The following is a 24693-nucleotide window of genomic DNA, read 5'->3' as shown; positions in this document are numbered from 1 at the left end:
TATTACGTGACGACGTGAGGATGGAACCATGCCGGAGGCCCGCGCCGGGCAGGATCTCGCAGGGGGCGTACAGAGGCTCGGAGGGGCGCTCGGTGCGGCAGCAGCAGGCGCTGCGGTGCCGTCGGTGCTGCGCCAGCCCGGGCTCGTCCTGACCGATCACCACTTCGACGTGCCGCTCGACCACGACGACCCCGCCGGCGAGCAGATACGCGTCTACGCGCGCGAAGTCGTCGCGGCGAGCCGGCAGCACGACGAACTGCCCTGGCTCGTCTACCTCCAGGGCGGCCCCGGCTTCCCGGCCGGCCGCCCCGTGGGCCGCGAGAACTGGCTCGACCGCGCCCTTGAGGACTACCGCGTCCTCCTCCTCGACCAGCGCGGAACCGGCCGCTCCACCCCTGCCACCCGGCAGACCCTCCCGCTCCGCGGCACCCCCGCCCAGCAGGCCGACTACCTCGCGCACTTCCGCGCCGACTCGATCGTCCGCGACTGCGAGCACATCCGGCGGCAGCTCCTCGGCGACCGGCCGTGGACCGTGCTCGGGCAGAGCTTCGGCGGCTTCTGCGCGGTCACCTACCTCTCCCACGCTCCCGAGGGCCTCGCCGAGGTGCTGATCACGGGCGGGCTGCCGGGCCTCGGCGCCGACGCGGACGCCGTCTACCGCGCCGCCTACCCGCGCATGGAGCGCAAGGTCCTCGCCCACTACGCCCGCTACCCCGGCGACGAGGCCGCCGCCCGCCGCATCGCCGCCCACCTCGCCGAACACGAGGAAGTGCTGGCCGACGGCACCCTCCTGTCCGTCGAGGCCTTCCAGCAGCTCGGCATCCTCCTCGGCACCGGCGACGGCTCGCACCGCCTGCACTACCTCCTGGAGGACGCCTTCGTCGGCACCGTCGCCGGGCCGCGGCTCTCCGACGCGTTCGGCGAACAGGTCGCGGCGATCCTCTCCCACGCCCACTGCCCGCTCTACGCACTGCTCCACGAAGCCATCTATGCCCAGGACGGGACGGCGACGCACTGGGCGGCGGAACGCGTACGGGCGGAGTTCCCGCAGTTCGCCGCGGACGGCGGCCCCGGCGGGCGCTTCCTGTTCACCGGCGAGACCGTCCACCCCTGGATGCTGCGCACCCACCCCGCCCTGCGCCCCCTGCGCCACACCGCCGAACTCCTCGCCGAGCGCAAGGGCTGGACGCCGCTGTACGACCCCGAGCAGCTCGCCCGCAACACCGTCCCGGTCGCGGCGGCGGTCTACCACGACGACCTCTACGTCGACACCGCGCACTCGCTGCGGACGGCGCGGGCGATCCGCGGGCTGCGGACGTGGGTCACGGACGAGTTCGAGCACGACGGGCTGCGGGCGGGCGGCCGCACGGTGCTGGACCGGCTGCTGAGGCTCGTACGCGACGAGGCGTGAGCGCGCGAGCCGTGGCTCACACGGCGTGAACTTCCGCTGACCCGGCGGATTTCTTCGGTCGTTCCCATTGCCCGGCCCCTCCCGAGCCCCTACGTTAAGCCGCGCCTTAAAGCGACTTGATCCGCTGCTTAATCGGTGGCGGCGGAGCTCGGGAGGAACCCCCCATGAGACGACGCATATCCCTCGCGGTCGGCGGGCTGGCGCTCGCCGCCGCCCTGGCCGCCATGGCGCCGGCGGCAGCCGCCCCGGCCGATCCGGCGGCCGCCGCGCGGGCGCACCCGCAACGCACCCAGGACGTCGAGTACTTCACCGGCCCCGACGGCCACCCCCGCCACACCACCATCGCCGCGTCCCCCGCCCTGCCGCGCCCGCTGCTCCCCTCCGCGAAGGGCGACGGCGACGTCACCCCGGTCGTCACCAACGGCCCGGTCGGCTCCAAGCTGGACGTCGTCTTCATCGGCGACGGCTACACCGCGGACCAGCAGGACGCCTTCCACGCCGCCGTGCGCACCAAGTGGGCGAACATGTCCGCCGTCGAGCCGTACGCCTCGTACCGGAACCTCTTCAACGTCTGGGCGGTCGACGCCGTCTCCCGCGAGTCCGGCGTCACCAACGACCCCGCCAAGGGCGTCACGAAGGACACCGCCCTGCGCTCGTACTTCTTCTGCGACGACGTGGAGCGGCTGCTGTGCGTCGACACCGCCCGCGTCGAGTCGTACGCGGCGAAGGCGCCGGCCGCCGACCTCGTTGTCGTGCTGTCCAACTCCACCAAGTACGGCGGCGCGGGCTACAACGACGTCGTCTCGCAGGTCGGTTACGACGGCATTGCCACCGCGTCGTCGGACCACCCCAAGTCCGACCAGGTCGCCGTCCACGAGACCGGCCACTCGCTCGGCAAGCTCGCCGACGAGTACCAGTACGACGAGTACGGCACCTACACCGGCGCCGAACCGCGCGAGGCCAACGTCAGCGCCCTGGACGCCGGGCAGCAGGCGGCGCAGCGGCAGAAGTGGTACCGCTGGATCGGCCGGACCTCACCGGACGGCGGCCCCGTCGGCTCCTTCGAGGGCGGCGGCTACTACCCCAAGGGCCTCTACCGCCCCACCGAGAACTCGATCATGCGCACGCTGGGCCGGGAGTTCAACCTTCCCGGTCGCGAAGCGATGATCGCGGGCTTCTACCGCCACGCGAGCGTGCTGACCAGCGACAGCGGCCCCTCCGGGACGGTCTCCCGCCGCGAACGCGTCACCGTCCGGCCGGCGGTCCCGACGGCGACAGTGCGCTGGTACGTGGACGGCCTAGAGGCCGTGAACGCCCGCGGCCGCACGGAGGTCACCCCCCGCGCCCTCGGCATCCCCGCCGACAGCCGCCCCCACACGCTGACGGCCCGCGCGGTGGACCGGACGGACGCCGTCCTCGACCCGGAGTTGAAGAAACGGCTGGCGGGCTCACTGACGTGGAAGGTAACGCGCTGAGCGACCGCCCTACGGCGTGCTGACACCACGCGCCCCGCGCCCCGTCAGGGGCGCGGGGAACGGCGCGAGGGCTCTTCCAAGAACTCCGCCCCCGCATAAGCCCGCCCCAGCCACCCGAACCCCCGCTCCAGCGCCGCATCCGCCGCCTCCCGGACCCGCCCGACCGGCTCGCCCGCAGCCAGCGCCCCGTGCAGGGCGTCGAAACCCGTCTCCCGGACCGTCCCCGCCAGGGAGGCGAAGGTCTCCAGCTCACCCCGTACGCCCGTGTCCGCGGCCCGTTCCCCCGCCCGCTCCAGCAGCGCGGCCAGGAGCTGCTCGCGGCGCTCGCGCGCCAGTGGGAGGTAACTGCGGCGCAGGGAAGGGCTGTCCAGCAGGATGCGGGAGAAGATGCGCGCCTGGGCCAGGGCGTCCTCGGTGAGGACCGCGTCGAAGGCCTCGGCGCACGCGCGCCGCATCCCCTCGATGACCTCGGCGCCGGTCCGCGCCCCCCGTACGGCCTCGGCGATGCCCGCCTCGAACTCGTGCCGGCGGCCGAAGAAGATGTCCTCCTTCGACGCGTAGTGCGTGAAGACGGTCGCCGGGGCGACGTCCGCCGCGGCGGCGATCCGGGTGAGCGTCACGGAGTCGAAACCCTCGTCCGCGAAGAGACGGAAGGCGGCTTCGGCGATGGCGCGGCGGGTGCGTTCGCGCTTGCGACCGCGAAGTCCGGGCGCGGGGGCGGCCGTCGTGCTGGGGCTCATGACCTCAGAATAGCCGTGCGGCAAGCAAAAATAGAGATGCTACATTTTTGGAGCTTCTCTATTTCTGAGGGGGCGTCACTGCCATGCGAGCTGCCGACCCGTCACCATCCACACCCCCGCCCACCCCCGACCCCGCATCCTCACCCGCCATACGCGGGGCCGGCCGGGACACCACCGGCCGGCCCTCCACCCCCGCCACGACGGCGATCCTGGTGATCGCGTGCGTGGCCCAGTTCATGGTCATCCTCGACGTGTCGGTGATGAACGTGGCCCTCCCGGCCATGCGCGCCGAACTCCGCATGAGCGCCGCGGGCCAGCAGTGGATCGTCAACGCCTACACCCTCGGCTTCGCCGGCCTGCTGCTCCTCGGCGGCCGGGCCGCCGACCTCGTCGGCACGCGGCGCGCCTTCCTCACCGGCGTCACCGCGTTCACGCTCGCCTCCCTCGTGGGCGGCCTGGCTTCCAGCGGCTCGCTGCTGGTCGCCGCCCGCGCGGTGCAGGGGATCGGCGGCGCCGTCCTCGCACCCGCCACCCTCACGCTGCTCATGCAGACCTTCACCGAACCGGCCGCCCGTACGCGGGCCATCGGCGCCTGGAGCGCGGTCATGGCGGCGGGCGGCGCGGTGGGCGGTGTGGTCGGCGGGCTGCTCACGGAGTACGCGGGATGGCGGTGGGTGCTGTTCGTCAACGTCCCCATCGGAGCCGGGCTGCTGGCCGCGGCGGCGGCGTACGTACCGGTTGCTGCGGCGCACGGACCGGCTGCAGCGGCGGCATGCGGACCGGCTGCCGCGCGGACGCCCGCGCCGGGCGGGCTGCGCCGTCTCGACCTGCCGGGCGCGCTGTCCGTGACCGCCGGCCTGACGGCCCTCGTCTACGGCACCATCGCCGGCGGGACGCACGGCTGGGGCGAGTGGGTGGTGTGGGGCCCGCTGGCGGCGGGGGCGCTGCTGCTCGCGGCGTTCGTGGGCATCGAGGCGCGGGTGGCGCATCCGCTCGTGCCGCTCGCGATCCTTCGGCGGCGCACGGTCGCCACCGCCAACCTGCTGGTGCTGGGCATGGGCGCGGCCGCGTTCTCGATGTGGTTCATGCTCTCGCTGTACTTCCAGCAGGACCTGCGCCTGAGCGCCCTCCGCGCCGGGCTGGCCTTCATCCCCGGTTCCGTCGCCATCATCGTCGGTGCGCAGACCGCCACCCGCCTCCTCGCCCGCACCGGTCCGCGGCCGCTCATCGTCACGGGGATGACGCTGAGCACGGTGGGTTTCGTGTGGCTGTCGCGCATCAGCGCGGACGGGAGCTACGTCACGGACGTGCTCGGCCCGTTCGTTCTGGCCACCCTGGGCGCGGGCCTGTCCCTGACGCCGGTCACGGCCGCCGCCACCAGCGGCACGGCGGCGAACGAGGCGGGCCTGGCCTCGGGCCTCGTCAACACGTCCCGCCAGGTCGGCGGGGCACTGGGCCTGGCCCTGCTCGGCACGATCGCGGCGCACGCGGGCGGCGGAGCGGCGGGATACGGGAGGGCACTGCTGGTGGCCGCGGGCTTCACGGCGGCCGCGGGGGCGGGAGCGCTGGCACTGCCGAGGGCGGAACGGGGCCGGTGAACGGGCACCCAGGTATAGCTCCTGGGCCCGGGCGGCTCCCTGATCAGGCACTATGCCGTAAGTCTGCGGCGAGAAGAGCCGCCCGGGAAGGGAAGCACGTTTCACATGAGTGGGTTCGGCAGAGGGCACGGGGACGCGGAACAGATCCTCGCGGAGGCGCGAAAGGCCTTCTTCGTGATGTTCGGGTTCCTGGCCCTGGTGTGGGCGGTCCAGCTGGCGAACTGGGGAAGCGATTACGCCTTCTCCCGCCACCACGGGGTCGTCCCCGGCGACCTGGGCACGCTCCCCGACGTATTCGCCTCCTCATTCCTCCACTGGAACTGGCAGCACATCGAGGCGAATTCCGGCCCGCTCTTCGTCTTCGGTTTCCTCGCAGCGTACCGGGGCGTGGCCCGCTTCCTCGGCCTGAGCGTCCTGGTGATGGCGAGCAGCGGGCTCGCGGAGTGGGTGTTCGGGGACGCCGGAACCCGGACGGTCGGCGCCAGCGGCCTGGTCTTCGGATACTTCGCGTACGTGGTGGTCCGGGGCCTGTTCGACCGCCATCTGATCGACACGCTGATCGGCGTAGTGATGGCAGCGTCGTACGCCTACCTCCTCACCATCGCCGTACCGGGCACCCCGGGCGTGAGCTGGCTGGGCCACCTGGGCGGCCTGGTGGGCGGGGTGGCGGGGGCTTGGCTGTTCCGGGAGCGGGGGGAGCGGCGGGAGCGGCGGGAGCGGCAGGGGGAGGGGCGGCCGGGGAAGGCGTCCGGGAAGCCGGGCCTCCCCGCGCCGGCGGGGAACCCCCGAGCGGCCCTGCACAAGGAGCTGGAGGACTTGGGCCTGATGTAGCGGCGGGGCTGGGTGGGGTGGGGGGTGGTTTGTGGTGCGGATCCGTGGGTTGGGTGCGGGTCAGAACAGGCTGGCAGCAGGGGGAGGGGTGGGGGGTGCGGGTTCGGTTGCTTTTGCCTGGGGCGGGTGGGTAGCTGGGCGCCGTACTCCTGCCGTCACGGATGCGGGTGCGTGAGGAGACCTTGCGGTGGGATTGTGGCTGGCGGGGAGCTGGCTGCTGCCGCGATGTGGTGCCTGCCGTCGTGGGCGCTTCGCTCAGTTCCCCGCCGTTGTAGCTGAGCGGGCGACTGACCCTAAGTGGGGGCTGGTGGGATGGGGCGGAGCTGGTGGGTCTGCTGAGGTGCGCGGCGGGCAGTTAAGCCCCGATATCCACCCGCCTGAGGGCTAGACCGGTTGATAGCGGGGCTGAGAAGGGCGAACAAGCGGCCAGAGGGCAGTTGGGGCCCCGATATCCACCCCTACGACGCTCAGGCCGGTTGATTCCCGGGCTGAGAAGGGCGAGCAGCTCACCAGAGCCACCCAAGGTCAGTTGAGCCCCGGCATCCACCCGCATGACGCTCCGGCCGGTGGATTCCCGGGCTGGGAAGCGAGAAAAGGCCACCAGAGGCAGTTGAGGCCCCGATATCCACCGCCATGGCCCTCCGGCCGGTGGATTCCGGGGCCGGGAAGGGCGAGCAGGCCGCCGGAAGCAGTTGAGCCCCGATATCCACCCGTACGAGCCCCAGGCCGGTTGATCCCCGGGCCGGAAGCGCACAAGGACCGCCGGAAGCAGTTGAGGCCCCGATATCCACCCCCATGACCCTCCAACCGGTGAATTCTCGGACCTAGAAGGGTAAGAAGGCCGCCGACAGGCAGTTGAGCCCCCTTATCCGCCAGGACCAGGCCCCGGCCGGTGGATTTCGTGCCAAGAACAGCCCACCACCCGCAAACCCCCTCCCCTCCGCACTCGCCCGCTCAGCCACAACGGCGAGGAACTGAGCGAAGCGCCCACGACGGGCCCAGCCACATCGCGGCAGCAGCCAGCTCCCCCTCAGCCACGGCCGGAGAGACCGGTCTCCTCACGCACCCGCATCCGTGACGGCAGGAGTACGGCGCCCAGCTACCCACCCGCCCCAGGCAAAAGCAACCGAACCCGCACCCCCCACCCCTCCCCCTGCTGCCAGCCTGTTCTGACCCGCACCCAACCCACGGATCCGCACCACAACCCCCACCCCCACCCTCACCCCGCCGCCAGTTCCCTCTCCAAAGGCGTGCGGAAGCGGGGGGTGATCCGTACGGTGGGGCCCAGCCAGTCCGCCAGGCGGGCTGCCTCCGCGGCGATCGCCGATTCGGCCTCCCGCCCCGCCTCTCGGCCCGCCTCGCGCCCCGCCTCCGGCAGCAGGCGCCAGACGATCTCGCCGTTCGCCCGCTGGGCCCAGCCGCCGACGATGCGGCCGTTCCACCACACGGTCGGGCCGATGTTCCCGGCCCGGTCGAAGAGGGCGGGGACGTGGTCGGGGGAGAGGTACCAGTCGCGGCCGCGCCAGCCCATGGCGGTCGGGTCGAGGCCGGGCAGGAGGGCGGCCCAGGGCGCGGCGGCCTCCTCATCCTCAAGGGTGTCCCCCGGGAGCACGTAGCCGACCGAGCCAGCAGAGCCGGCCGACCCGGCCGCCGCCAGTTCGACCTCCTCGGCGCCGATGTCCGCCAGGGCCTTGCGCGTGTCGCCGAGGGTCCAGCCCGTCCACCACTTCAGGTCGGCCTCCGTGGCCGGTCCGTACGAGGCGAGCCAGCGGCGTGCGAGTTCGGCCTTCGCCTCGCGCACGTCCATGTCGGGGATCTGCGGAACGAGCGCCCACGGGTAGAGGCTGCTGGTCCAGGAGCCGCGCGGCCGGGCGCGGCGCAGGTGGCCGTCGGAGGCGAGCATCCGCAGTACGCGGCTGCCGACGCTCTGCCGGCTCTCGTACGGCTTGCCCGGCGACATCAGGAGCGTCTCGCGCAGGGCGGGCACGTCCTTGCTGAGCTCGGCGGTGGTGGCCTCACCGCGCGCCGCCAGCGCGTCGAGAACCTCCCGCTCGGTGCGGGCGAGGCGCTGCTCGTCCCAGGGGGAGTGGCCCTCGGTGTTCTCGCGGAGGTGCTTGAGCAGCGTCGCCCGTTCCCGGAGCGCGATGGCGCGGGCGGTGGAGGAGCTCACGTACGGGGCGAGGTCCGTGGTGACGGCGAAGAGCGTGCGCCGCATGGAGAGGAGCTTGACGAGGGACACGTCCTCGTACAGCGCCCGTTCGACGTCGGCGGGGGAGGGCTCGGCCAGCCGCGCGCAGGCGGAGAGGTAGACCGTCGCAGCGTCCGTGGCGTGCAGCCCGACGAGGGCGTCCGCGACCTCCTCGGTGGACCCGGCCCGGTGGGCGGGGTGCAGGAGGTGGCGCTTGGCGAGGCGGGCGCGGCGCGAGTCGTCCGAGATGCGCGGGCGCGTGCTGCTGCTCATGAGGGCGAGCGTAGAGGTGATGGAGGACGGAATCCGTCCTCCGGCGAGCTGGGTGGCCGGCGCCGTTCGCCAGGTATCGCTCCACCACATGAGAAAGGGCCGGACGCTCCGGCGTCCGGCCCTTTCAGGGAAATGTGCGCTCGGCAGGATTCGAACCTGCAACCTCTTGATCCGTAGTCAAGTGCTCTATCCGTTAAGCTACGAGCGCTCGGCTTCGGGGCGATAGCGATCACCCGTCGGCGTTGCGGGAACAATATTACCCGACGCGGAGGGGTGGTCTTTACCGTCACCGCCGGTGACGGCGCGCCGACGCCCGTAGTGCGGTGCGCATCACACCGAGTCTCCTCGGTGATCTGCGGATGAAGTCGCTAGCCCGACGAGCCCGCCGTCTGCGGCTCTTTCGGTAGTGCCATCTCGTAATGAAGGCGCTGGCGGTGGCCGGGCATGACCATCAGGTCCACTTGGATCGCCTGCCCGTCGCTTTGGAGGGTGAGCCGCGTCAGCTGCAGCACCGGCTCGTCCGGAGCGGTCTGCAGCGCCTCTCGCTCCTCGCGGCCGGGCATCCGCGCGATGACGTCCTCGTGGACGGTCGCGCCCACGTGCCCGAGCTCGGCCAGGAGCGTCACCGCCCCGCCGGGGATCTTCGCCGTCCCGGCGAGACGGGTGCCGCGGGCGATGTGGGCCGGATAGTAGGTGTCGGTGAGCTCGTGGGGGTGATCGTCCAGCAGCATCATGCGGCGCCGTACGATCACGGTCTCGCCGACCGGGATGCGGAGGAGTTCCGCGACGGTTTCCGGGGCGGGGGTTTCGCCGGCGTGGACGATTTTCTGCCGCGCGCGGCGGCCTTGGGCGGCGGTTTCCGCGCTCCACGCGTCCGGAGCGCCTTGTGGGCGCGGCCTGAGATAGGGCATGGAGCTGCTGACCCAGCGGGTGTCAATGTCGGTGCCGTTGTCGGTCACGGGCTTACGCTCCCAGCTCGCGATCCCGGATGGCTCGGGTGAAGGAACGATACGGCTCGGCGGCGACGTGAAGAGTCGGACCTTGGGGCCGCTTCGAGTCTCGTATGTGTATGGGAGCGGGCAAGCCCTCAGGGAGGGCGATCTCCACGCAGTCCTCGGCCGCTGCGCTGTAGGTGCTCTTCTTGAACCTCACTGAAGCTCCTTGGTGATCCTGCGGATGAAGTCGCGAGACATCTCCGTGTCCAGTGCCTGGGCCTGCAAGTGGTCCCCGGAGCGCGTTGGGTTCGCAACGCCTCTTGTGTCACCGTCTCACCGGGGCTCTTCGCCGTCCCGGTGAGGCGGGCGCGCGGCGGCCCTGGTCGGCGGTTTCGGACCTATGCTCCCAGTTCGCCGTCCCGGATGGCTCGGGTGAAGGAACGATACGGCTCGGCGGCGACGCAGAGGGTTGGCCCTTCGGGCCGTTTGGAGTCGCGTATGAGTATGGGTGTGGGTATGGGTCTGCCCTCCGGGAGGGCGATCTCTACGCAGGTGTCAACGGAACCAGAGCTGTAGCTGCTCTTCTTGAACCTCACAGTGTCTCCTTGGCGATCCTTGCGATGAAGTCGCGGGATGCTTCGGGGCCCAACGCTTGAGTGCGCAGGCGATCGAACGCGGCGTCGTAGCGGGCGACCTGGTCATCCTTTTCAAGATAGTGAGTCGTCGTGAGCGGTTCCACGGCCACGACGGGAGAGCCGATCTCGAAGTGGAAGATGGTGTAGGCGCCGTCCAGGCCCGTGTGCATGCCTGCCTTGAACGGAATGACCTGCAGCTCGATATTCGACCACTGAGAGACGACGAGTAGATGTTCAAGTTGCCGCCGGAGAACGGAAGGTCCGCCCAGCTCTCGCCTGAGGCATGCCTCGTCCAGGACGCATCGCATCACGAGTGGAGAAGAGGTCAGGATCTCCTGGCGCTTCATGCGTAGCTCTGCGGATGCTCGCGTTTCACGCGCTGTCCTCCATACGCTGATGCCTCCGAGGGCCGCAGAGGCGTAGTCGAACGTCTGCAACACTCCTGGGATGAGAAGCGCCGCGTAGAGGTCCATGCGGGTGGCGATCTGCTCCATTTCCAGGAAGTCGGCGAATCGATCGCTGATGACGTCCTTGTACTGCACGTAGAGGCTCTGGTGGCGGCTGCCGTCGGACAGCTTCGCGATTTCCCTGATCTCTGCGAGGCGTGCCGCGTCCGTGACTCCGTAGGCGGTGAGGAACCTCTCCGGGTCGGTGCGCTGCCTTCCGTTCTCGACCTTGCTCAGAGTCGGGCCGGACACGCCCAGCAGCTCAGCGCCCTCGGCGAGGTTGAGGCCGGCTCTCACCCTCAAGGTCTTCAGCGCTGCGCCGAGCCTACGGCGCAACAGGGTGGGCCTGATGTCGGACAAGCGATTACCTCCTTGCGGTCCGACTCTAGCGACCTCAACTGCACTGGCATGTGCGAGCGTTCACTCAATCGAGGCAACTGCAGGCGAAACTTTAGGCGCCGTCCGCGCCAAGCGGGACGATGTGGCTGCTACCAAGGGCACTCGGGAGGGACGTGAGGCGATGACCTACAGGGTCGGCGCGTTCGTGGTGGACACGCCCGAAGGACAGATCGCGCAAGTGATCGGAGTCGTGGGCAGTCGCGTGACGCTGAGGCGGCCCGGGGGCGGTCCGGAGTGGGAGGTGCCGTTCGGGTCGCTGCGGCTGGCGACCCGGGAGGACCGGGAGGCCGTCGGGCTGTGGCCCGCCGGTTCGCGGCCCATGTACGGGTGCACCGAATGCGCTCAACTGGAGGCCGCCTACAGGGAAGCCGCCGCCGGTGGTGATCCCGTCGTGACGGGAGACGCGCTCGTGCTCCAGCGCCGCCACTGGCGCGCCGTCCACATGGGAGGCGTGTGACCGTGCATGCCTGCACTCACCGCGGAGGGTGGACGGCCCGGAGCCGGGGCGAGGCCCGCTGCCGCGACTGCGGAACCGTCCGCTTCACCGAGTACGCGGCCCTCCGCCCCCCGGGCCTCCCGCACGCCCAGGCCCCGTCCCGCCGTGCCGCGCTCGCCGCGGACCGGGCGGCCGCTCAGTTGATGTCGCGCACCGGTCGGCGCCGGACGTGGTGGGGGCTGTCGTACAGCGCCCGGTAACCCCGCCCGGTAACACCCCCTTGTCGCAGGGTTCCTCGGACCGCCTAGTCGTCGCCCGCACCCAACGCGGCCAGAACGTCCCGCAGGGCGTGTTCGAAGAGCGGCTCGGGGTCGGTGAGGGCGAAGTCGAGGTGGCCGAACACCTCGACGGCCACCGCCCCGTACAGGCGGGCCCAGCAGGAGACGAAGACGTAGATCACGTCCAGGGGGACGGGCTCGCCCGCCAGGTGCTCGCGCACTTCCTCCAGCTGGCGGATCCACGCGGGATCGAGGCCGGCGGGCGGCCGGATGCCGCCGCGGTGCCACAGTTCGACCATCAGGCCGAGGAGGACGGAGCCGAAGCGCCAGCTGGGGTCGTGCGCGGCCGAGCCGGGCGCGGTGTCGGCGTCCGTGACCGGCTTGGCGAACAGCAGGCCGAACTCGCGGGGGTGGGCCAGGGCCCAGCGGCGCAGTTCCCGGCAGGCCTCCCGCAGCCGCTGCCCCGGATCGCCGGCGGGCCGGCGGTCGCGCGCCTCGGCGAGGGCTGCGGCCAGCTCCTCGTACAGGTGCGAGGTGAGCGCCTGGATCAGGTCGCGGTGGCCGGCGTAGTAGCGGTAGAGGGCGGGGGCGGTCATGCCCATGTCGCGGGCGATGGCCCGCAGGGTGACGGCGGACGGCCCTTCCTCGACCAGGAGCCGGCGGCCGGTGCGCAGGATCTCGGCCAGCGCTTCTTCGCGTACGCGGTGACGCCGGCCGGTGGTCCCGCTTCCCGGTGTGCTCGGCACGGTCGTGCACCCACCTTCCCTGGCTGCCCCCGAGGCGGCCCGCCCTTGACAAAGTTAACACCTATCACTTTAGCTTGCGCCGAAAGTTAACGGCGTTAGCAATTAGCGACTCTCCGGGGGACCTCATGACCTACGGCATCGTGCTCACCTACACGGTCACGCCGCGCTGGCTGGCGCTGTCGCGCGAGCAGCGCAACGCGATGCGTGCCGAGCACCTGGAGCCGGTCTTCGCCGCCTACGCGGACCGGGTGAAGGCCCGGTTCTTCGACGCGGAGGCCTTCAACGGGCGCGTCTCCGACTTCGCCGTGCTGGAGACGGCGGACCTGGGTGCGTACTACTTCCTCGTCGAGGCCCTGCGCGACACCCCGGTCATCGCCGAGGGCTACCTCACCTTTAATGACGTCTTCCTGGGCGTCGAGGACGGTTTCCACGCCTACGAGCAGGCCGTCGCGGCCGGGGCCGGGCCCCGGTGACCGGAGGCGGAGGGGCGCCCGCGCGCCGGTGGCCGTGGCGCGTGCTGCGGGCCGTGACCGTGCTGGTGCTGCTGGACACGCTGGCGCAGGCGGCCCTGGCCGGTCTGTTCGTCACCGGTGATCTCGACCTGCTCACCTGGCACGCGGCGAACGCCGGCGTGCTCAGCGCCTTGACCGTCGTCCAGACGGCCGCGGCGCTGGTGGTGTGGCGCGCCGCGCGCGGGCCGCTGTGGCCGGCCGCGGCGAGCGCGGGACTGGTGGGCCTGGTGAGCGTGCAGCAGGGGCTGGGGGAGGCGCGGGTCCTGGCCGGCCACATGCCGCTCGGCATGGCCGTCTTCGGTTGCGCGACCGCCCTGACGTACTGGGCGTTCGCCCACCGCACCGGCACGGACACGCCATCCCTCACCTCGGCCCTGCCGGTCCGTTCGCCGCAGGGGGCCGCCGAATGACACCGAGCACGCCGACCAGGCGCCTGCCGATGTCCCGGCGGGGGCTGCTGGGGCTGACGGCGGCGGCCGGAGCGGCCATCACCGTGGGCGCGGCCGGCTGGTCCCGCGTCGCCGGGACCGGCACCGGGCGGGTCCTCGCCAGCGCCGGCCCGCTGCCCGGACCGTTCCGCGTGCCGCTGCCGGTGCCGCCGGTCGCCCGGCCGGTGCGCAGCGCGCACGGCACCGACTTCTACGAGGTCGAGCAGCGGGAGGGCCGGGTCGAGATTCTGCCGGGGCGCAGGACGACGGTGTGGGGGTACGACGGCATCTTCCCCGGCCCGACCTTCGCCGCCCGCTCCGGGCGCCGGACCGTCGTGCAGGTGCGCAACAGCCTCACCGTGCCGACCGTCACGCACCTGCACGGCGGCGTCACCCCGCCCGAGTCCGACGGCTACCCCACCGACCTTCTCCTGCCCGCCCGTTGCGCGCCCGGCCGGACGTACGACGGCATGACCGGCGAGCACGCCGGGCGCACGGCCGTCGGCTACCGCAGCTACACGTACCCGCTGGAGCAGCGGGCCGCGACCCTCTGGTACCACGACCACCGCATGGACTTCAGCGCCCCGCAGGTCTGGCGCGGCCTCGCCGGGTTCTTCCTCATCGGTGACGACGAGGAGGACCGCCTCCCGCTGCCGCGCGGGGACCGCGACGTGCCGCTGATGCTGTGCGACCGCTCCTTCGAGGAGGACGGCTCCTTCCGCTACCCCGGCCACCGCTCCGAGCATGACCCTCACTCTGCACAGGACGCTCACGCCGAGCGCGACGCCCGCAGTGCCCGCAGCGCACACGACGCCTTCCCTGACGGCGTGCTCGGTGACGTCCAGCTCGTCAACGGCGCGCCCTGGCCCGCCCTGGAAGTCTCCGCCACTCGCTACCGCCTCCGCCTGCTCAACGCCTCCAACGCCCGCCGCTACCGGCTGCGGCTCGACGCGGGAGGCGGCGCGCGCGGGCGGTTCGTCCAGATCGGCAGCGACGGCGGCCTGCTGGCCGCGCCCCGGCCGCTGGACGCGGTCGACATGGCGCCCGGCGAACGCTTCGACGTCGTCGTCGACTTCTCCGCCTTCCCGGTCGGCAGCGCCGTCACTCTGCACAACACCGCGGCCGAGGGCGGCATGCGCAACGTCATGCGCTTCCACGTCGTACGCAAGGAGAAGGACGACAGCCGTGTCCCGGGCCGCCTGTCCCCGTCCTCCGGCCGGCTGTCCCCGGGCGCGAGGGACGAGCTGCCGGTGCGCACGTTCGACTTCCGCCGCACGCAGGGCGGGGGCGAGGGTGAGGGCGGTGGCGAGCGGCAGATGTGGACGATCAACGGGCGGCCGTTCGGCACCGGCACCGTGCTGGCGCGCCCGCGCCTCGGCAGCGTGGAACGCTGGCGCTTCAGCAGCGACTTCCACCACCCCGTACACCTTCACCTGGCCCAGTTCCAGGTGACCGCCCGGGGCGGCAGGCCACCGGCGGTCACGGACGGCGGCTGGAAGGACACCGTGGACGTCCGGCCGTACGAGGTGGTGGAAGTCCTCGTGCGGTTCACGGGATACAAGGGCCGCTACATGCTGCACTGCCACAACCTCGAACACGAGGACATGGCGATGATGGCCAACTTCGACGTGATCTGACTTCGCCGGTCGGCCGGCCGGACGCGCGCGGCGCAGGTGGCCGGAACCCGTCCGTTCCGGGAGCCGTGGGGCGGGGAGGTGTGGGGCAAGATGGGCCTATGGGGACCTTCGCTGCGCACGATGGTCTGATCGCCGGCCGGTACCGCCTGTCCGGGAGGATAGGGCGCGGAGGCATGGGCACCGTATGGCGTGCCACCGACGAGCTGCTGGAGCGCCAAGTCGCCGTCAAAGAGCTCCACATGAGCGACGGAGACGCTGACGACGGTACGTGTCCCGCAGGTCTGTCCGACTGTGACCGTACGCTCCGCGAGGCGCGCGCGGCCGCGCTCATCAGTCATCCGAACGTCGTCGCGCTCCACGACATCGTCGTCCAGGACGGCCGGCCCTGGATCGTGATGGAGCTCGTGGACGGGCGCGCGCTGTCCGAAGTGCTCGCCGCCGAGGGGCCCGTGGGCCCGCGGGAGACCGCGCGGATCGCGATCGCCCTGCTCTCCGCCCTGCGCGCCGCGCACGCCCGCGGCGTCCTGCACCGTGACATCAAGCCACCGAACGTCCTCCTGGAGACGGCGACCGGCCGCGTCGTCCTGACGGACTTCGGCGTCGCCCAGGTCCGGGGCGCGACGACGATCACCGAGACGGGAGCGTTCGTCGGGTCGCCGGAGTACACCGCGCCGGAGCGCATGTCGGGCGGCCCCGCCGGGCCCGCGTCCGACCTGTGGTCCCTGGGGGTGCTGATGTGCGCGGCGCTCAGCGGGGAGACGCCGTTCCGGCGCGATTCGCTGGGCGGCACCCTGCACGCCGTCGTCCACGAGGAGATACGCCCGCCCGCCGCCGTGGCGCCCCTCCTGCCCGTCATTCAGGGGCTGCTGGAGCGCGACCCTGCACGGCGGCTGGGCGCCGATGAGGCGGAACGGCTGTTACGGAGCTATCTGGCGGTGAGCGGCCCGGGCGGGCCGCGTGATCCGGACGGGCCTGGTAGGCCCGGTAGGGGTAAGGCGGGCGGGCCTGGCGGAGGCGGCAGAAGCGGTAGAAGTGGCAGAGGCGGCGGAGGTGGCGGAGGTGGCGGACGCCCTCGATCCGGACCGGGCCCGCGCGGCGCGGGAGACGGCCTCTACCGGCCGGCCGACTCCCCCTACCCGCGGGGCGAACACCCCTACCCGCCGGGCCAGTCCCCCTACCCGCCGGGAGGGCCCCCGCACCCCCCGAGCGAGTCCCCGTACCCGCCGGCAGGCCCGCCGTACAGTCCCCGCGCCCGCACCGTCCTGACGGCCGCCGTCGCCGTCGTCGCCCTCGCGGGCGCCGGGGCCGGTCTCGCCGCGCTGCTGGGCGAGCGCGGCACGGAGGGCGCGGGCGGCCGCCCCACGCAGGTGTCCAGCGGGCCCCTCGGCCGCTCGCCCGGCCCGCCCGTCACGAGCGAACCCCCGGTCAGCGCCCCCGTACGGGCCCCGGAGGGCTACCACGCGGTGCAGGACCCGGCCGGGTTCGCGCTCGCCGTCCCCGACGGCTTCACCCGCTCCTTCGAGCCCCCGCGGGTCTTCTACTACGCGCCCGACCGGCAGTACCGCCTCGGCATCCTCATCCAGGACCCGCAGCCCGGCGGCCCCGCGGCCGCCCTGCGCGCCTCCGCCGCCGCGGCCCCCGAGCGCTACCCGGGCTACCGCTCCGCCACCCTCCGCGAGACCACGCACAAGGGTTATCCGGCGGCCTCCTGGGAGTTCACCTGGGACGGCCCCGAGGCCGGCGCGGGCGGGACGGTGCGGACGTACGAGACCTGCTGGGAGGAGGGCGGGAAGACGTACGAGGTGTGGGCGGCGGGGCCGGCCGGGGACGCGGAGCAGGTGAAGCGGCAGGCCGAAGTCGTCCTGGAGACGTTCGTACGGATCCGGCCCGTGTCCAGCCCCTAGGGTGTGGCTGTGGGCGTGGGCGTTAAGGGCGGGTTTGAACCGCGAAAGTGCGCCCTGCCGTGCGCCCTTGGAATGATGGGGCCATGACCAACGACGGGGGACGGCCGAACGGGCCCATCAGGACCGGCGAGCCCACCAGCTACGACCTGCAGCCGCCGAACACGGCGGCGGCGTACGACCCGCCCCCGGCGAACCCGTACGCCGGCCCCGCCGCACCTGCGCCCGGCCTCACACCTGCGCCTGCACCTGCGCCTGCACCTGCCTCTGTACCGGCGCCCGCCCCCGCATCCGCCACCGCCCCCGCACCGGTGCCAGCCGCCGCCCCCGCCGCCCCCACCCCCGGAGCCGGCCGCCGCATCGGCAACCGCTACCGGCTGATCTCCCGCCTCGGCCACGGCGGCATGGGCACCGTGTGGAAGGCCCACGACGAGGTCGTCGACCGCGAGGTCGCCGTCAAGGAGCCGCGCGTACCGGACCACCTCCCCGCGTCCCTGCGGGAGAACGTCCACCAGCGCATGCAGCGCGAGGCCCGTGCCGCGGCCCGCGTGGCCCATCCCTCCGTCGTCGCCGTCCACGACGTCGTCGTCGAGGACGGGCGCCCCTGGATCGTCATGGAGCTCGTCCGCGGGCACTCGCTCGGCGACCGGCTGGCCGACGGCACCCTTCCCGCGCGCGAGGCCGCCCGCATCGGCCTGGCCGTCCTCGACGCGCTCGGCGCCGCGCACGAGGCGGGCGTGCTGCACCGCGACGTCAAGCCGGACAACGTGCTCCTCGGCCGCGGCGACCGCGTCGTCCTCACCGACTTCGGCATCGCGCAGATCGAGGGCGAGCAAGGGCTCACGGAGACGGGCGCGCTCGTCGGCTCGCCCGAGTACGTGGCCCCCGAGCGCGTCCTGGGGCAGCGGCCGGGCCCCGAGTCCGACCTCTGGTCGCTGGGTGTCGTGCTGTACACGGCGGTGGAGGGCGTCTCGCCGTTCCGCCGCTCCAACGCCCAGGCCACCATGCAGGCCATCCTGTCGGCGGAGCCGCAGTCGCCGTCGCGCGGCGCGGGCGCGCTCGGCGGACTCGTCCTGCGGATGCTGGCCAAGGACCCGGCGGCCCGCCCCGGCGCGGCCGAGATCCGGCAGGTGCTGGAGGCCGTCGCCAACCCGGCGCCGCCGCCCCCGCAGCCCCTGCAGCCCGCCTTCGGCGCGGCCGCCCCGCAGACCACCGGCAGCAAGTGGGTGCCGCCCGTCCTGCACGGCAACCGCAAGGCGCAGTGGGGACTCGGCGCCGGCGTGGTGGCCGTGGCGACGGCCGCGACGCTGCTGATCGTCAACCCCTTCGCCGTCGGCCCGGCCGTCCCGCTGCACTGGAAGGTGCGGGACGAGCCGGAGCTCGTACGGGCGTCGATGACGGTGCCGGAGGACTACACCAAGTCCGTCGACACCAATGGCGCCTGGGTCTACTTCCAGGACCCGAGTGGCGTCTTCGGGATCTCGCTGGACCTGGACACCCTTGAGCAGCGGAAGAAGAACACCGGGGACAGGGACCCCAAGGACATCGGTTCCGCCGACGAAGAGGCCAAGCGGATCGCCCGGGCGTACGCCGAGGATCCCGGGACCAAGTTCAAGGACGCCAAGGCGACCAAGGCCAAGTCGCCCGCCTTCCAGGGCATGCAGACCGCCGAGGTCGACACCGTCTATCACCGGGCGGGGGCCAACGAGAACGACCCCATGACCCTCACGCGCTCGCGGATCATCGTCAACGACGCCAAGACCGCCATGTGGCTGCTCGAAGTGCGGATGCCCGAGAAGGGCGAGGGGCGCAAGAACGGCGACAAGCTCTTCGAGGACGTCCTCAAGTACCTGAAGATCCAGGACGTGGAGAAGACCCCCGATCAGTAGCAGGACCGGTAACCGGGTCAATATCGGGATCGACGACCGGACCGACAACCGGACCAACGACGCGAACCGGTTACCGCCGGGTATTCAAGCAGTGCACGTCCGTCATACGCTCCCCGTATGACGGACTCGCGGCACAGCGCAGCGGAAGTGGCAGCAGTGACGACGCCGGAAGCGGCCCCCGCTTCCGGCCCGCCCGCCGGAGGCAATCCCGTTGCCCCGCCCGGCAGCCGGACACCCGCCGACGTCGTCACCCCCGCCCTCGTCACCCGCCTCACCCGTGCCGTCATCGGCTCCGGCACCACCGCCAGCCACACGCCCCTCACCGGGCGGAAGCTCGCCGACCTGCCCGAGTCCACCCCCGAGGACGTGGCCACCGCCTTCGCCCGCGCCCGCGAGGCGCAGCAGCATTGGGCCGCCGTTCCCGCGGGCGAACGCGCCGCCGTCCTGCTGCGCTTCCACGACCTGCTCCTCGGGCGGCAGTCCGAGATCCTCGACATCATCCAGGCGGAGACCGGCAAAGCCCGCCTGCACGCCCACGAGGAAGTGCAGGCCGTCGCCGTCGGCGCCCGTCACTACGGCCGCCGGGGCCCCGCCTACCTGCGGCCGAAGGGCCACTCCGGCGTCCTCCCCGTCCTCACCAAGGTCACCGAACTGCGCCACCCGCGCGGCGTCGTCGGCCAGATAGCCCCCTGGAACTACCCGCTGGAGCTGTCCGTAGGGGACGCCCTGCCCGCCTTCGCGGCCGGCAACGCCGTGGTGATGAAGCCGGACACCGAGACGGCCCTGTCCGCCTTGTGGGCGCGCGAGCTGCTGGTCGAGGCGGGGCTGCCGGAGGAGGTCTGGCAGGTCGTCATCGGGGACGGCCCGGTCGTCGGCCCGGCCCTCGTCGCGCACGCCGACTACGTCTCCTTCACCGGCTCCACGCGCACCGGCCGCGAGGTCGCCCAGGGCGCAGCCGCCCGCCTGATCGGCTCCTCGCTCGAACTCGGCGGCAAGAACGCCATGCTCGTCCTCCACGACGCCGACGCCGAGAAGGCCGCCGCAGGCGCCGTCCGCGGCTGCTTCTCGTCCGCGGGCCAGCTGTGCATCTCCATCGAGCGGCTGTACGTGCACGCGTCCGTGGCCGACGCGTTCCTGGAGCGCTTCACCGCCCGTACGAAGGCGCTGCGGCTCGGCACGGGCCTCGCCTACGGCGCCGACATGGGCTCCCTCGCCTCGCAGCGCCAGCTGGACGCCGTCACCCGGCACGTCGACGACGCCGTCGCGCAGGGCGCCACCGTCCTCGCGGGGGGCCGCCCGCGCCCCGACGTGGGCCCGTTCTTCTACGAGCCGACGGTCCTGGAGGGCGTGACGCCGTCCATGGCCGTATGCGCCGAGGAGACCTTCGGCCCCGTCGTCTCCGTCTACCGCTTCGAGGACGAGGACGAAGCCGTCGCCCTCGCCAACGCCACCCCCTACGGGCTCAACGCGAGCGTCTGGACCGCGGACGGGCGGCGCGGGCGGGCGGTCGCGGCGCGGCTGCGCACCGGCACCGTCAACGTCAACGAGGCCTACGCGGCCGCGTACGGCAGCGCGCAGGCCCCCATGGGCGGCATGGGCGACTCGGGGCTGGGCCGCCGCCACGGCTCCGAGGGCATCCTCAAGTACACGGAGGCCCAGACCGTCGCCCACCAGCGCGTCGTGCCGCTCGCCCCGGCCTTCGGGCTGGACGACGCCAAGTACGCGGAGATCATGACCCGTGGCCTGCGGCTGCTGAAGACGCTGCGGCTGCGCTGACCGAACGGAGGGGCAGTGTTCGACTACGACGTGATCGTCGTCGGCTCGGGCTTCGGCGGCGCGGTGTCCGCCCTGCGCCTGACCGAGAAGGGCTACCGCGTGGGCGTCCTGGAGGCGGGCCGCAGGTTCACCCGCGAGAACCTGCCCAGGAACTCGTGGGACCTGCGCAACTACCTGTGGGCGCCCGCCCTCGGCCTCTACGGCATCCAGCGCATCCACCTGCTCGGCAACGTGATGGTCCTCGCGGGCGCCGGCGTCGGCGGCGGCTCCCTCAACTACGCCAACACCCTCTACGTACCGCCGAAGGCCTTCTTCCGGGACCGGCAGTGGGCGGGCATCACGGACTGGGAGGAGGAGCTGCGGCCGTACTACGACCAGGCCGGCCGCATGCTCGGCGTCCGCCTCAACCCCACGACCACGCCCTCCGACGTCCACCTGAAGGCGGCGGCCGAGCGCCTGGGCGTGGGGGAGACCTTCCGCATGGCCCCGGTCGGCGTGTTCTTCGGGGACGGCGAGGACGCCGACGGCGCGCACCGGGCCCGGCCCGGCGAGGAGACCGCCGACCCGTACTTCGGCGGCGCCGGACCCGCCCGCCGGGCCTGCACCGAGTGCGGCGAGTGCATGACCGGCTGCCGGCACGGCGCGAAGAACACCCTCAACGAGAACTACCTGTACCTCGCCGAGCGGGCCGGGGCCGTCGTGCACCCCATGACCACCGTCGTGGCGGTGACCGAGCACCGGGAGGGCGGCTACCGCGTCGTGACCGTCCCGACCGACAAGCGGCGCGGCTCCGGCGCCGCCCGGCCGCGGGTGCTGCGCGCGGAACGGGTGGTGATCGCCGCCGGCACGTACGGCACCCAGACGCTCCTGCACACCATGAAGGACAAGGGCCTGCTGCCCCGCATCCCCGACGGGCTGGGCCGGCTGACCCGTACGAACTCGGAGGCCCTGGTCGGCGCGCAGACCGACGACCGCCGCTACGGCGAGGCGCACGACGGGGCCCGGCCGGACTTCACGCAGGGCGTCGCCATCACCTCCTCCGCCCACCTGGACGAGCACACGCACATCGAGCCCGTCCGCTACGGCAAGGGGTCGAACGCGATGGGCGCGCTGTCCGTCCTCCAGGTGCCGGTGGGGACGCGCGCTCCGCGGGCCGTCGCGTTCGCGGCGCGCTGCGTACGGCACCCGGTGCTGCTGATGAGGTCGCTCTCCAACCGGCGCTGGTCGGAGCGGACGATCATCGGGCTCGTGATGCAGTCGCTCGACAACTCCTTGACCACGTACCGGCGGAGCCGGGGGCCGGGCAAGGGTCTGCTGACCGCCAGGCAGGGGCACGGCGCGCCCAACCCGAAGCAGATCCCCGCGGCGGCGATGGCCGCGGACGTCATCGCCGAGGAGATCAACGGCTTCCCCGGCAGCAACGTGGGCGAGCTGATGGGCACCCCGCTGACCGCGCACTTCCTCGGCGGCTGCCCGATCGGCGCGGACGCCTCGCAGGGCGTCATCGACCCGTACCACCGGCTGTACGGGCATCCCGGCATCTCGGTCGTGGACGGTGCGGCCGTCTCGGCGAACCTCGGCGTCAACCCGTCGCTGACCATCACGGCGCAGGCGGAACGGGCGATGTCCCTGTGGCCGAACAAGGGGGAACCGGACCCGCGGCCGGAGCAGGGGCAGCCGTACGAGCGGATCGAGCCGGTCGCGCCGGTGCGGCCGGCGGTGCCGGAAGGCGCTTACGGGGAGCTGAACCTGAAGGCGGCGCCGGAGGTGCCGGCGGTGCGGCCGCTTCCGGAGGGGCGTCCCGTGCTCCGGCTACTGCCGGTGCTGCCGCCGGAGGACGGGCGGGGGTGCCGCTGAGGCCTGTCCCGGCGGGCCTGTTGAGTCCTCGCCGGCCGGGACGCTAGCGATCCGGGACGCTAGCGGTCGCGCCCGCGCCGGGCTACGGCGACCGCCACGGCTCCGACGGCGATCGTCGCGCCCGCGACCCCGAGGAGCAGCGGGGACGAGGACGACGCACCGGTCGAGGCCAGCTTCCCCGTCGCCGGCGCGTCCGCCGGAATGCCCTGCGGGGCGGGGCGGTTGACGGTCGTCGTCGGGGCGGCGGCCTTCTCCGGCCCGGCGGCTGTGGCCCGGGCGTCCTCGTCCGTGCTGAGCCTGCTCCCCGCGGTGAGGACGGCGAAGGAGTAGTGCGCGCCTGCCGCGTAGCCGCACGTGCGGTCCTGGTCGCTGAAGAAGCCCGTCTGGAACGCCACGCCGGAGCCGGCCGGGGCCGCGGCGTCGATCCTCAGGCGCAGGGAGGCGTCGGCGGACGCGCGCGGTCCGAGGCCGGTCGTCCGGGCGAAGTAGCCGTGGTCCGCGGGCAGGGGCTCCCAGCGGCGGGTGCGGGAGTCGTACCACTGCACGGTGATGTGCTTGGTGGTCTCGTCCTGCAGGTTCTTCCGGTCCCAGGAGCGGAGTTCCACGGAGGCGGAGAGGGAGGCGATGACCCGGTCGGAGGTGTTGGCCGCCCGGTAGGCGAACGCGTGCCAGCCGGAGCCGGCGACGATCTCCCGCGGCAGGCCCCTGAGTTCGGTCGTCACCCACGGGCGGTCGGTGTGGTCACGGCAGGTGCCCGCTGCGCTCCTGGACGCGCCCGGCGCCGCCGCCGGGGAACCGCTCGGGCCTGACGGGGAGGGGGACTTGGGTTCGCTTGCGGCGGGGGCTGCGGATGCGGGGGTGAGTGCGGCTGCGGGTGCGGCTGCGGGTTCCGGTGCGGCGGGGTGCGCGGCCGTGTCTGCGCCTGCGTCTGCCCCTGCGCCTGTGGCTGAGGGGCCGGGCTCGGGGGCGGCGCTCGGCGGGGCGCTGCCGGGTGCCGGTGCCGGTACCGGGTCCGGGGCCTGCGCCGGCGCTGAGACCCGGGCCGGGGCCGTCGTGGCCGGCCCGCCCGCCGCCGCGAAGGCGCAGGGCGCCGCGAGGACCGCGGCCGGGCCGACGGCGGCCGCGGCAGCGGCGGTCGCCAGCGCGCGGCGAAGCTTCATGGAGACCCCTTCCGGGTCCGGTGGTGAGCGGCCGTCACGGTGGGGGAGTGCGCGGTGTGGCCGTGCCGGCGCACGTGCACGAGCATCGTAGGCGGCGGGGCCCGGAGTTGATCATCAACGGGGGGCGGGTGACCGATATCACAGCCGCGCTTGCTTCGGTGCGGGGGCCTCGGGGCGCTTCGGCGGCGCCGGGGCGGCTTCCGGCTCCCCGGGAACGCGAGGGCGAACGGCGAAGGGCCCCGGGCCGCCTCCGCGGGGGCGTGCGGGCGGCCTCGGGGCCCTTGACTGCCGGCACCGAGGTCAGGGCAGGGTCGGTGCCGCGGAGCGGCGCCGGGGGGAGCGCCGCGGGTCATGGGTGGTGCGCGGGGTGGTGCGGGGCGTACGGCCTCACTGGTTCGACCAATGGCGGTACGGGACCAGGAGGTTGGTGCTCTCCTGGCATCGTGCGGGATGGGCCGGACTCGGCGCAACCGTTTCGACCGGATACGGTCGGTTCCAGGCGTCCCCGGAACCGACCGTCCTTGGTGGCAACCGGGCTGCTGTCCCCTGCTGACCGGTCGCCGTGCACCGGAGTGAGGTCCCACGACGCGCGCACTCGCACGTCTCACACTCCGGTGGATCCGCCCTGTCGGTGCCGGGCGCCCAGGTGAACAGGGTCGGAAGCCACGCGTGGATTTCAGGTGGGCCGCTCCTGGCTGGCGCGGGCATCCGGATCAACGATGCGGTCCGCCCCGCGGTCACGCGCCGTCCGGGTGATCCGGCGGCCCCGCGGCCCGAACCCCTTTGCGGGGCCTGCGCTCAGATGCGGTGCCTGAGCTCAGATGCGGTGCCTGAGCTCAGATGCGGCCGCGGCACAGCTCCAGCAGCGTCATGGCGAGCGCGGTGCCGGGCTTGCCGAGCTGCCCGCTGTAGTGGCCGATGACCTCCATCTCGCGGGAGAGGTTCACCCGGCGGCCGCCGGAGGCGATGCGCTCGTGCTGGATCACGGCCGAGACGGCCATCCGTTCCTGGATGAGGCCGATGATCCTGCCGTCGAGATCGTCGATCCGCTGCCGGGCGCCGGCGATCACGCCGGCGGCCTCGTCGGTACGGGCGCCGGTTCCGGCCACTGCGGTCCGCGTGCTCATGTCTGATCCTCCAAA

The 24693-nt window shown here is 72.9% G+C and carries 22 protein-coding genes and 1 tRNA gene; 13 read left to right on the top strand and 10 right to left on the bottom strand.

Annotated elements, in window-relative coordinates:
• Positions 1-28: 28 nt before the first annotated feature.
• Both ACFZCD_RS17975 and ACFZCD_RS17970 read left to right on the top strand, forming a co-directional pair.
• Entirely contained in the window at positions 29-1411 is a 1383-nt protein-coding gene (locus ACFZCD_RS17975) for an alpha/beta fold hydrolase (RefSeq protein WP_391831821.1), read from the top strand.
• A gap of 164 nt (positions 1412-1575) precedes the next feature.
• Positions 1576-2886 carry a M64 family metallopeptidase gene (locus tag ACFZCD_RS17970; RefSeq protein WP_391831819.1) on the top strand — a complete coding sequence of 437 codons (1311 nt, stop codon included), beginning with the start codon at positions 1576-1578 and terminating at the stop codon, positions 2884-2886.
• 44 nt (positions 2887-2930) lie between these two features.
• Here ACFZCD_RS17970 and ACFZCD_RS17965 read toward each other — a convergent pair whose 3' ends face one another.
• Positions 2931-3626 (bottom strand): TetR/AcrR family transcriptional regulator, encoded by a 696-nt coding sequence (locus tag ACFZCD_RS17965; protein ID WP_391831817.1) that lies wholly within the window; start codon positions 3624-3626, stop codon positions 2931-2933.
• A gap of 83 nt (positions 3627-3709) precedes the next feature.
• Between ACFZCD_RS17965 and ACFZCD_RS17960 the strand changes: the two genes are divergently transcribed.
• The gene (locus ACFZCD_RS17960; protein ID WP_391831815.1) at positions 3710-5224 is read left to right on the top strand and encodes an MFS transporter; all 1515 of its coding nucleotides are present in this window, start codon (positions 3710-3712) and stop codon (positions 5222-5224) included.
• Positions 5225-5329: 105 nt separating this feature from the next.
• Positions 5330-6055 (top strand): rhomboid family intramembrane serine protease, encoded by a 726-nt coding sequence (locus ACFZCD_RS17955; protein WP_391831813.1) that lies wholly within the window; start codon positions 5330-5332, stop codon positions 6053-6055.
• A gap of 1219 nt (positions 6056-7274) precedes the next feature.
• Here ACFZCD_RS17955 and ACFZCD_RS17950 read toward each other — a convergent pair.
• From ACFZCD_RS17950 to ACFZCD_RS17925, 6 genes are all read right to left on the bottom strand, one after another.
• On the bottom strand, positions 7275-8516 hold the full coding sequence (locus tag ACFZCD_RS17950) for a winged helix DNA-binding domain-containing protein (protein WP_391831811.1): 1242 nt from the start codon (positions 8514-8516) through the stop codon (positions 7275-7277).
• Between the two features lie 135 nt (positions 8517-8651).
• Positions 8652-8724 (bottom strand) — tRNA-Arg (locus ACFZCD_RS17945).
• A 160-nt stretch (positions 8725-8884) separates the two neighbouring features.
• A complete protein-coding gene (locus ACFZCD_RS17940; protein ID WP_391832256.1) occupies positions 8885-9427 on the bottom strand; it encodes a GntR family transcriptional regulator in 543 nt (180 codons plus the stop codon).
• A gap of 52 nt (positions 9428-9479) precedes the next feature.
• On the bottom strand, positions 9480-9623 hold the full coding sequence (locus ACFZCD_RS17935) for a DUF397 domain-containing protein (protein ID WP_391832254.1): 144 nt from the start codon (positions 9621-9623) through the stop codon (positions 9480-9482).
• A gap of 226 nt (positions 9624-9849) precedes the next feature.
• Positions 9850-10047 carry a DUF397 domain-containing protein gene (locus ACFZCD_RS17930; RefSeq protein WP_391831809.1) on the bottom strand — a complete coding sequence of 66 codons (198 nt, stop codon included), beginning with the start codon at positions 10045-10047 and terminating at the stop codon, positions 9850-9852.
• Complete coding sequence (locus ACFZCD_RS17925; protein ID WP_391831807.1) at positions 10044-10892, bottom strand: helix-turn-helix domain-containing protein; 849 nt, start codon at positions 10890-10892, stop codon at positions 10044-10046. Before ACFZCD_RS17925 ends, ACFZCD_RS17930 begins: the two co-directional genes overlap by 4 nt.
• Before the next feature lie 160 nt (positions 10893-11052).
• On the opposite strand from ACFZCD_RS17925, the gene ACFZCD_RS17920 reads away from it, so the two are divergent.
• Together ACFZCD_RS17920 and ACFZCD_RS17915 are read left to right on the top strand one after the other, a co-directional pair.
• The gene (locus tag ACFZCD_RS17920) at positions 11053-11388 is read left to right on the top strand and encodes a hypothetical protein (RefSeq protein ID WP_391831805.1); all 336 of its coding nucleotides are present in this window, start codon (positions 11053-11055) and stop codon (positions 11386-11388) included.
• Positions 11385-11627: a DUF6255 family natural product biosynthesis protein gene (locus tag ACFZCD_RS17915; RefSeq protein ID WP_391831803.1), complete on the top strand. Its 243-nt coding sequence runs from the start codon at positions 11385-11387 to the stop codon at positions 11625-11627. Before ACFZCD_RS17920 ends, ACFZCD_RS17915 begins: the two co-directional genes overlap by 4 nt.
• 44 nt (positions 11628-11671) lie before the next feature.
• Here the strand turns inward: ACFZCD_RS17915 and ACFZCD_RS17910 are convergent, their stop codons facing one another.
• Positions 11672-12391, bottom strand: coding sequence for a TetR/AcrR family transcriptional regulator (locus tag ACFZCD_RS17910; protein WP_391831801.1), 720 nt, complete (start codon positions 12389-12391; stop codon positions 11672-11674).
• Between the two features lie 125 nt (positions 12392-12516).
• Between ACFZCD_RS17910 and ACFZCD_RS17905 the strand changes: the two genes are divergently transcribed.
• The 7 genes from ACFZCD_RS17905 (at position 12517) to ACFZCD_RS17875 (ending at position 22391) form a co-directional block, all read left to right on the top strand.
• The gene (locus ACFZCD_RS17905; protein WP_391831799.1) at positions 12517-12864 is read left to right on the top strand and encodes a darcynin family protein; all 348 of its coding nucleotides are present in this window, start codon (positions 12517-12519) and stop codon (positions 12862-12864) included.
• Positions 12865-12917: 53 nt separating this feature from the next.
• A complete protein-coding gene (locus ACFZCD_RS17900) occupies positions 12918-13313 on the top strand; it encodes a hypothetical protein (protein ID WP_391831797.1) in 396 nt (131 codons plus the stop codon).
• Positions 13310-14968 (top strand): multicopper oxidase family protein, encoded by a 1659-nt coding sequence (locus tag ACFZCD_RS17895; protein WP_391831795.1) that lies wholly within the window; start codon positions 13310-13312, stop codon positions 14966-14968. The genes ACFZCD_RS17900 and ACFZCD_RS17895 overlap by 4 nt, the downstream gene beginning before the upstream one ends.
• 98 nt (positions 14969-15066) lie before the next feature.
• Positions 15067-16872 carry a serine/threonine-protein kinase gene (locus tag ACFZCD_RS17890; RefSeq protein ID WP_391831793.1) on the top strand — a complete coding sequence of 602 codons (1806 nt, stop codon included), beginning with the start codon at positions 15067-15069 and terminating at the stop codon, positions 16870-16872.
• A gap of 83 nt (positions 16873-16955) precedes the next feature.
• Positions 16956-18758 (top strand): serine/threonine-protein kinase, encoded by a 1803-nt coding sequence (locus ACFZCD_RS17885; protein WP_391831791.1) that lies wholly within the window; start codon positions 16956-16958, stop codon positions 18756-18758.
• 117 nt (positions 18759-18875) lie between these two features.
• Positions 18876-20534, top strand: coding sequence for a succinic semialdehyde dehydrogenase (locus tag ACFZCD_RS17880; protein ID WP_391831789.1), 1659 nt, complete (start codon positions 18876-18878; stop codon positions 20532-20534).
• 15 nt (positions 20535-20549) lie between these two features.
• Positions 20550-22391: a GMC oxidoreductase gene (locus ACFZCD_RS17875; protein WP_391831787.1), complete on the top strand. Its 1842-nt coding sequence runs from the start codon at positions 20550-20552 to the stop codon at positions 22389-22391.
• A 59-nt stretch (positions 22392-22450) separates the two neighbouring features.
• Here ACFZCD_RS17875 and ACFZCD_RS17870 read toward each other — a convergent pair whose 3' ends face one another.
• On the bottom strand, positions 22451-23113 hold the full coding sequence (locus ACFZCD_RS17870) for a hypothetical protein (RefSeq protein WP_391831785.1): 663 nt from the start codon (positions 23111-23113) through the stop codon (positions 22451-22453).
• Positions 23114-24387: 1274 nt separating this feature from the next.
• Positions 24388-24678 (bottom strand): chorismate mutase, encoded by a 291-nt coding sequence (locus tag ACFZCD_RS17865; protein WP_391831783.1) that lies wholly within the window; start codon positions 24676-24678, stop codon positions 24388-24390.
• Positions 24679-24693: the final 15 nt, after the last annotated feature.

It is taken from the genome of Streptomyces sp. NPDC008001, assembly GCF_042958085.1.
Lineage (GTDB): Bacteria > Actinomycetota > Actinomycetes > Streptomycetales > Streptomycetaceae > Streptomyces.
Note: the sequence above shows the minus strand (reverse complement) of the source record. Positions and strands in the feature narration are given on the sequence as shown.

Bases quoted from the DNA above. Each gene is read 5' to 3' on its own strand.
- ACFZCD_RS17975 (WP_391831821.1), top strand. From the start codon at position 29: ATGCCGGAGGCCCGCGCCGGGCAGGATCTCGCAGGGGGCGTACAGAGG.
- ACFZCD_RS17970 (WP_391831819.1), top strand. From the start codon at position 1,576: ATGAGACGACGCATATCCCTCGCGGTCGGCGGGCTGGCGCTCGCCGCC.
- ACFZCD_RS17965 (WP_391831817.1), bottom strand. From the start codon at position 3,626: ATGAGCCCCAGCACGACGGCCGCCCCCGCGCCCGGACTTCGCGGTCGC.
- ACFZCD_RS17960 (WP_391831815.1), top strand. From the start codon at position 3,710: ATGCGAGCTGCCGACCCGTCACCATCCACACCCCCGCCCACCCCCGAC.
- ACFZCD_RS17955 (WP_391831813.1), top strand. From the start codon at position 5,330: ATGAGTGGGTTCGGCAGAGGGCACGGGGACGCGGAACAGATCCTCGCG.
- ACFZCD_RS17950 (WP_391831811.1), bottom strand. From the start codon at position 8,516: ATGAGCAGCAGCACGCGCCCGCGCATCTCGGACGACTCGCGCCGCGCC.
- ACFZCD_RS17940 (WP_391832256.1), bottom strand. From the start codon at position 9,427: ATGCCCTATCTCAGGCCGCGCCCACAAGGCGCTCCGGACGCGTGGAGC.
- ACFZCD_RS17920 (WP_391831805.1), top strand. From the start codon at position 11,053: ATGACCTACAGGGTCGGCGCGTTCGTGGTGGACACGCCCGAAGGACAG.
- ACFZCD_RS17905 (WP_391831799.1), top strand. From the start codon at position 12,517: ATGACCTACGGCATCGTGCTCACCTACACGGTCACGCCGCGCTGGCTG.
- ACFZCD_RS17895 (WP_391831795.1), top strand. From the start codon at position 13,310: ATGACACCGAGCACGCCGACCAGGCGCCTGCCGATGTCCCGGCGGGGG.
- ACFZCD_RS17890 (WP_391831793.1), top strand. From the start codon at position 15,067: ATGGGGACCTTCGCTGCGCACGATGGTCTGATCGCCGGCCGGTACCGC.
- ACFZCD_RS17885 (WP_391831791.1), top strand. From the start codon at position 16,956: ATGACCAACGACGGGGGACGGCCGAACGGGCCCATCAGGACCGGCGAG.
- ACFZCD_RS17880 (WP_391831789.1), top strand. From the start codon at position 18,876: ATGACGGACTCGCGGCACAGCGCAGCGGAAGTGGCAGCAGTGACGACG.
- ACFZCD_RS17865 (WP_391831783.1), bottom strand. From the start codon at position 24,678: ATGAGCACGCGGACCGCAGTGGCCGGAACCGGCGCCCGTACCGACGAG.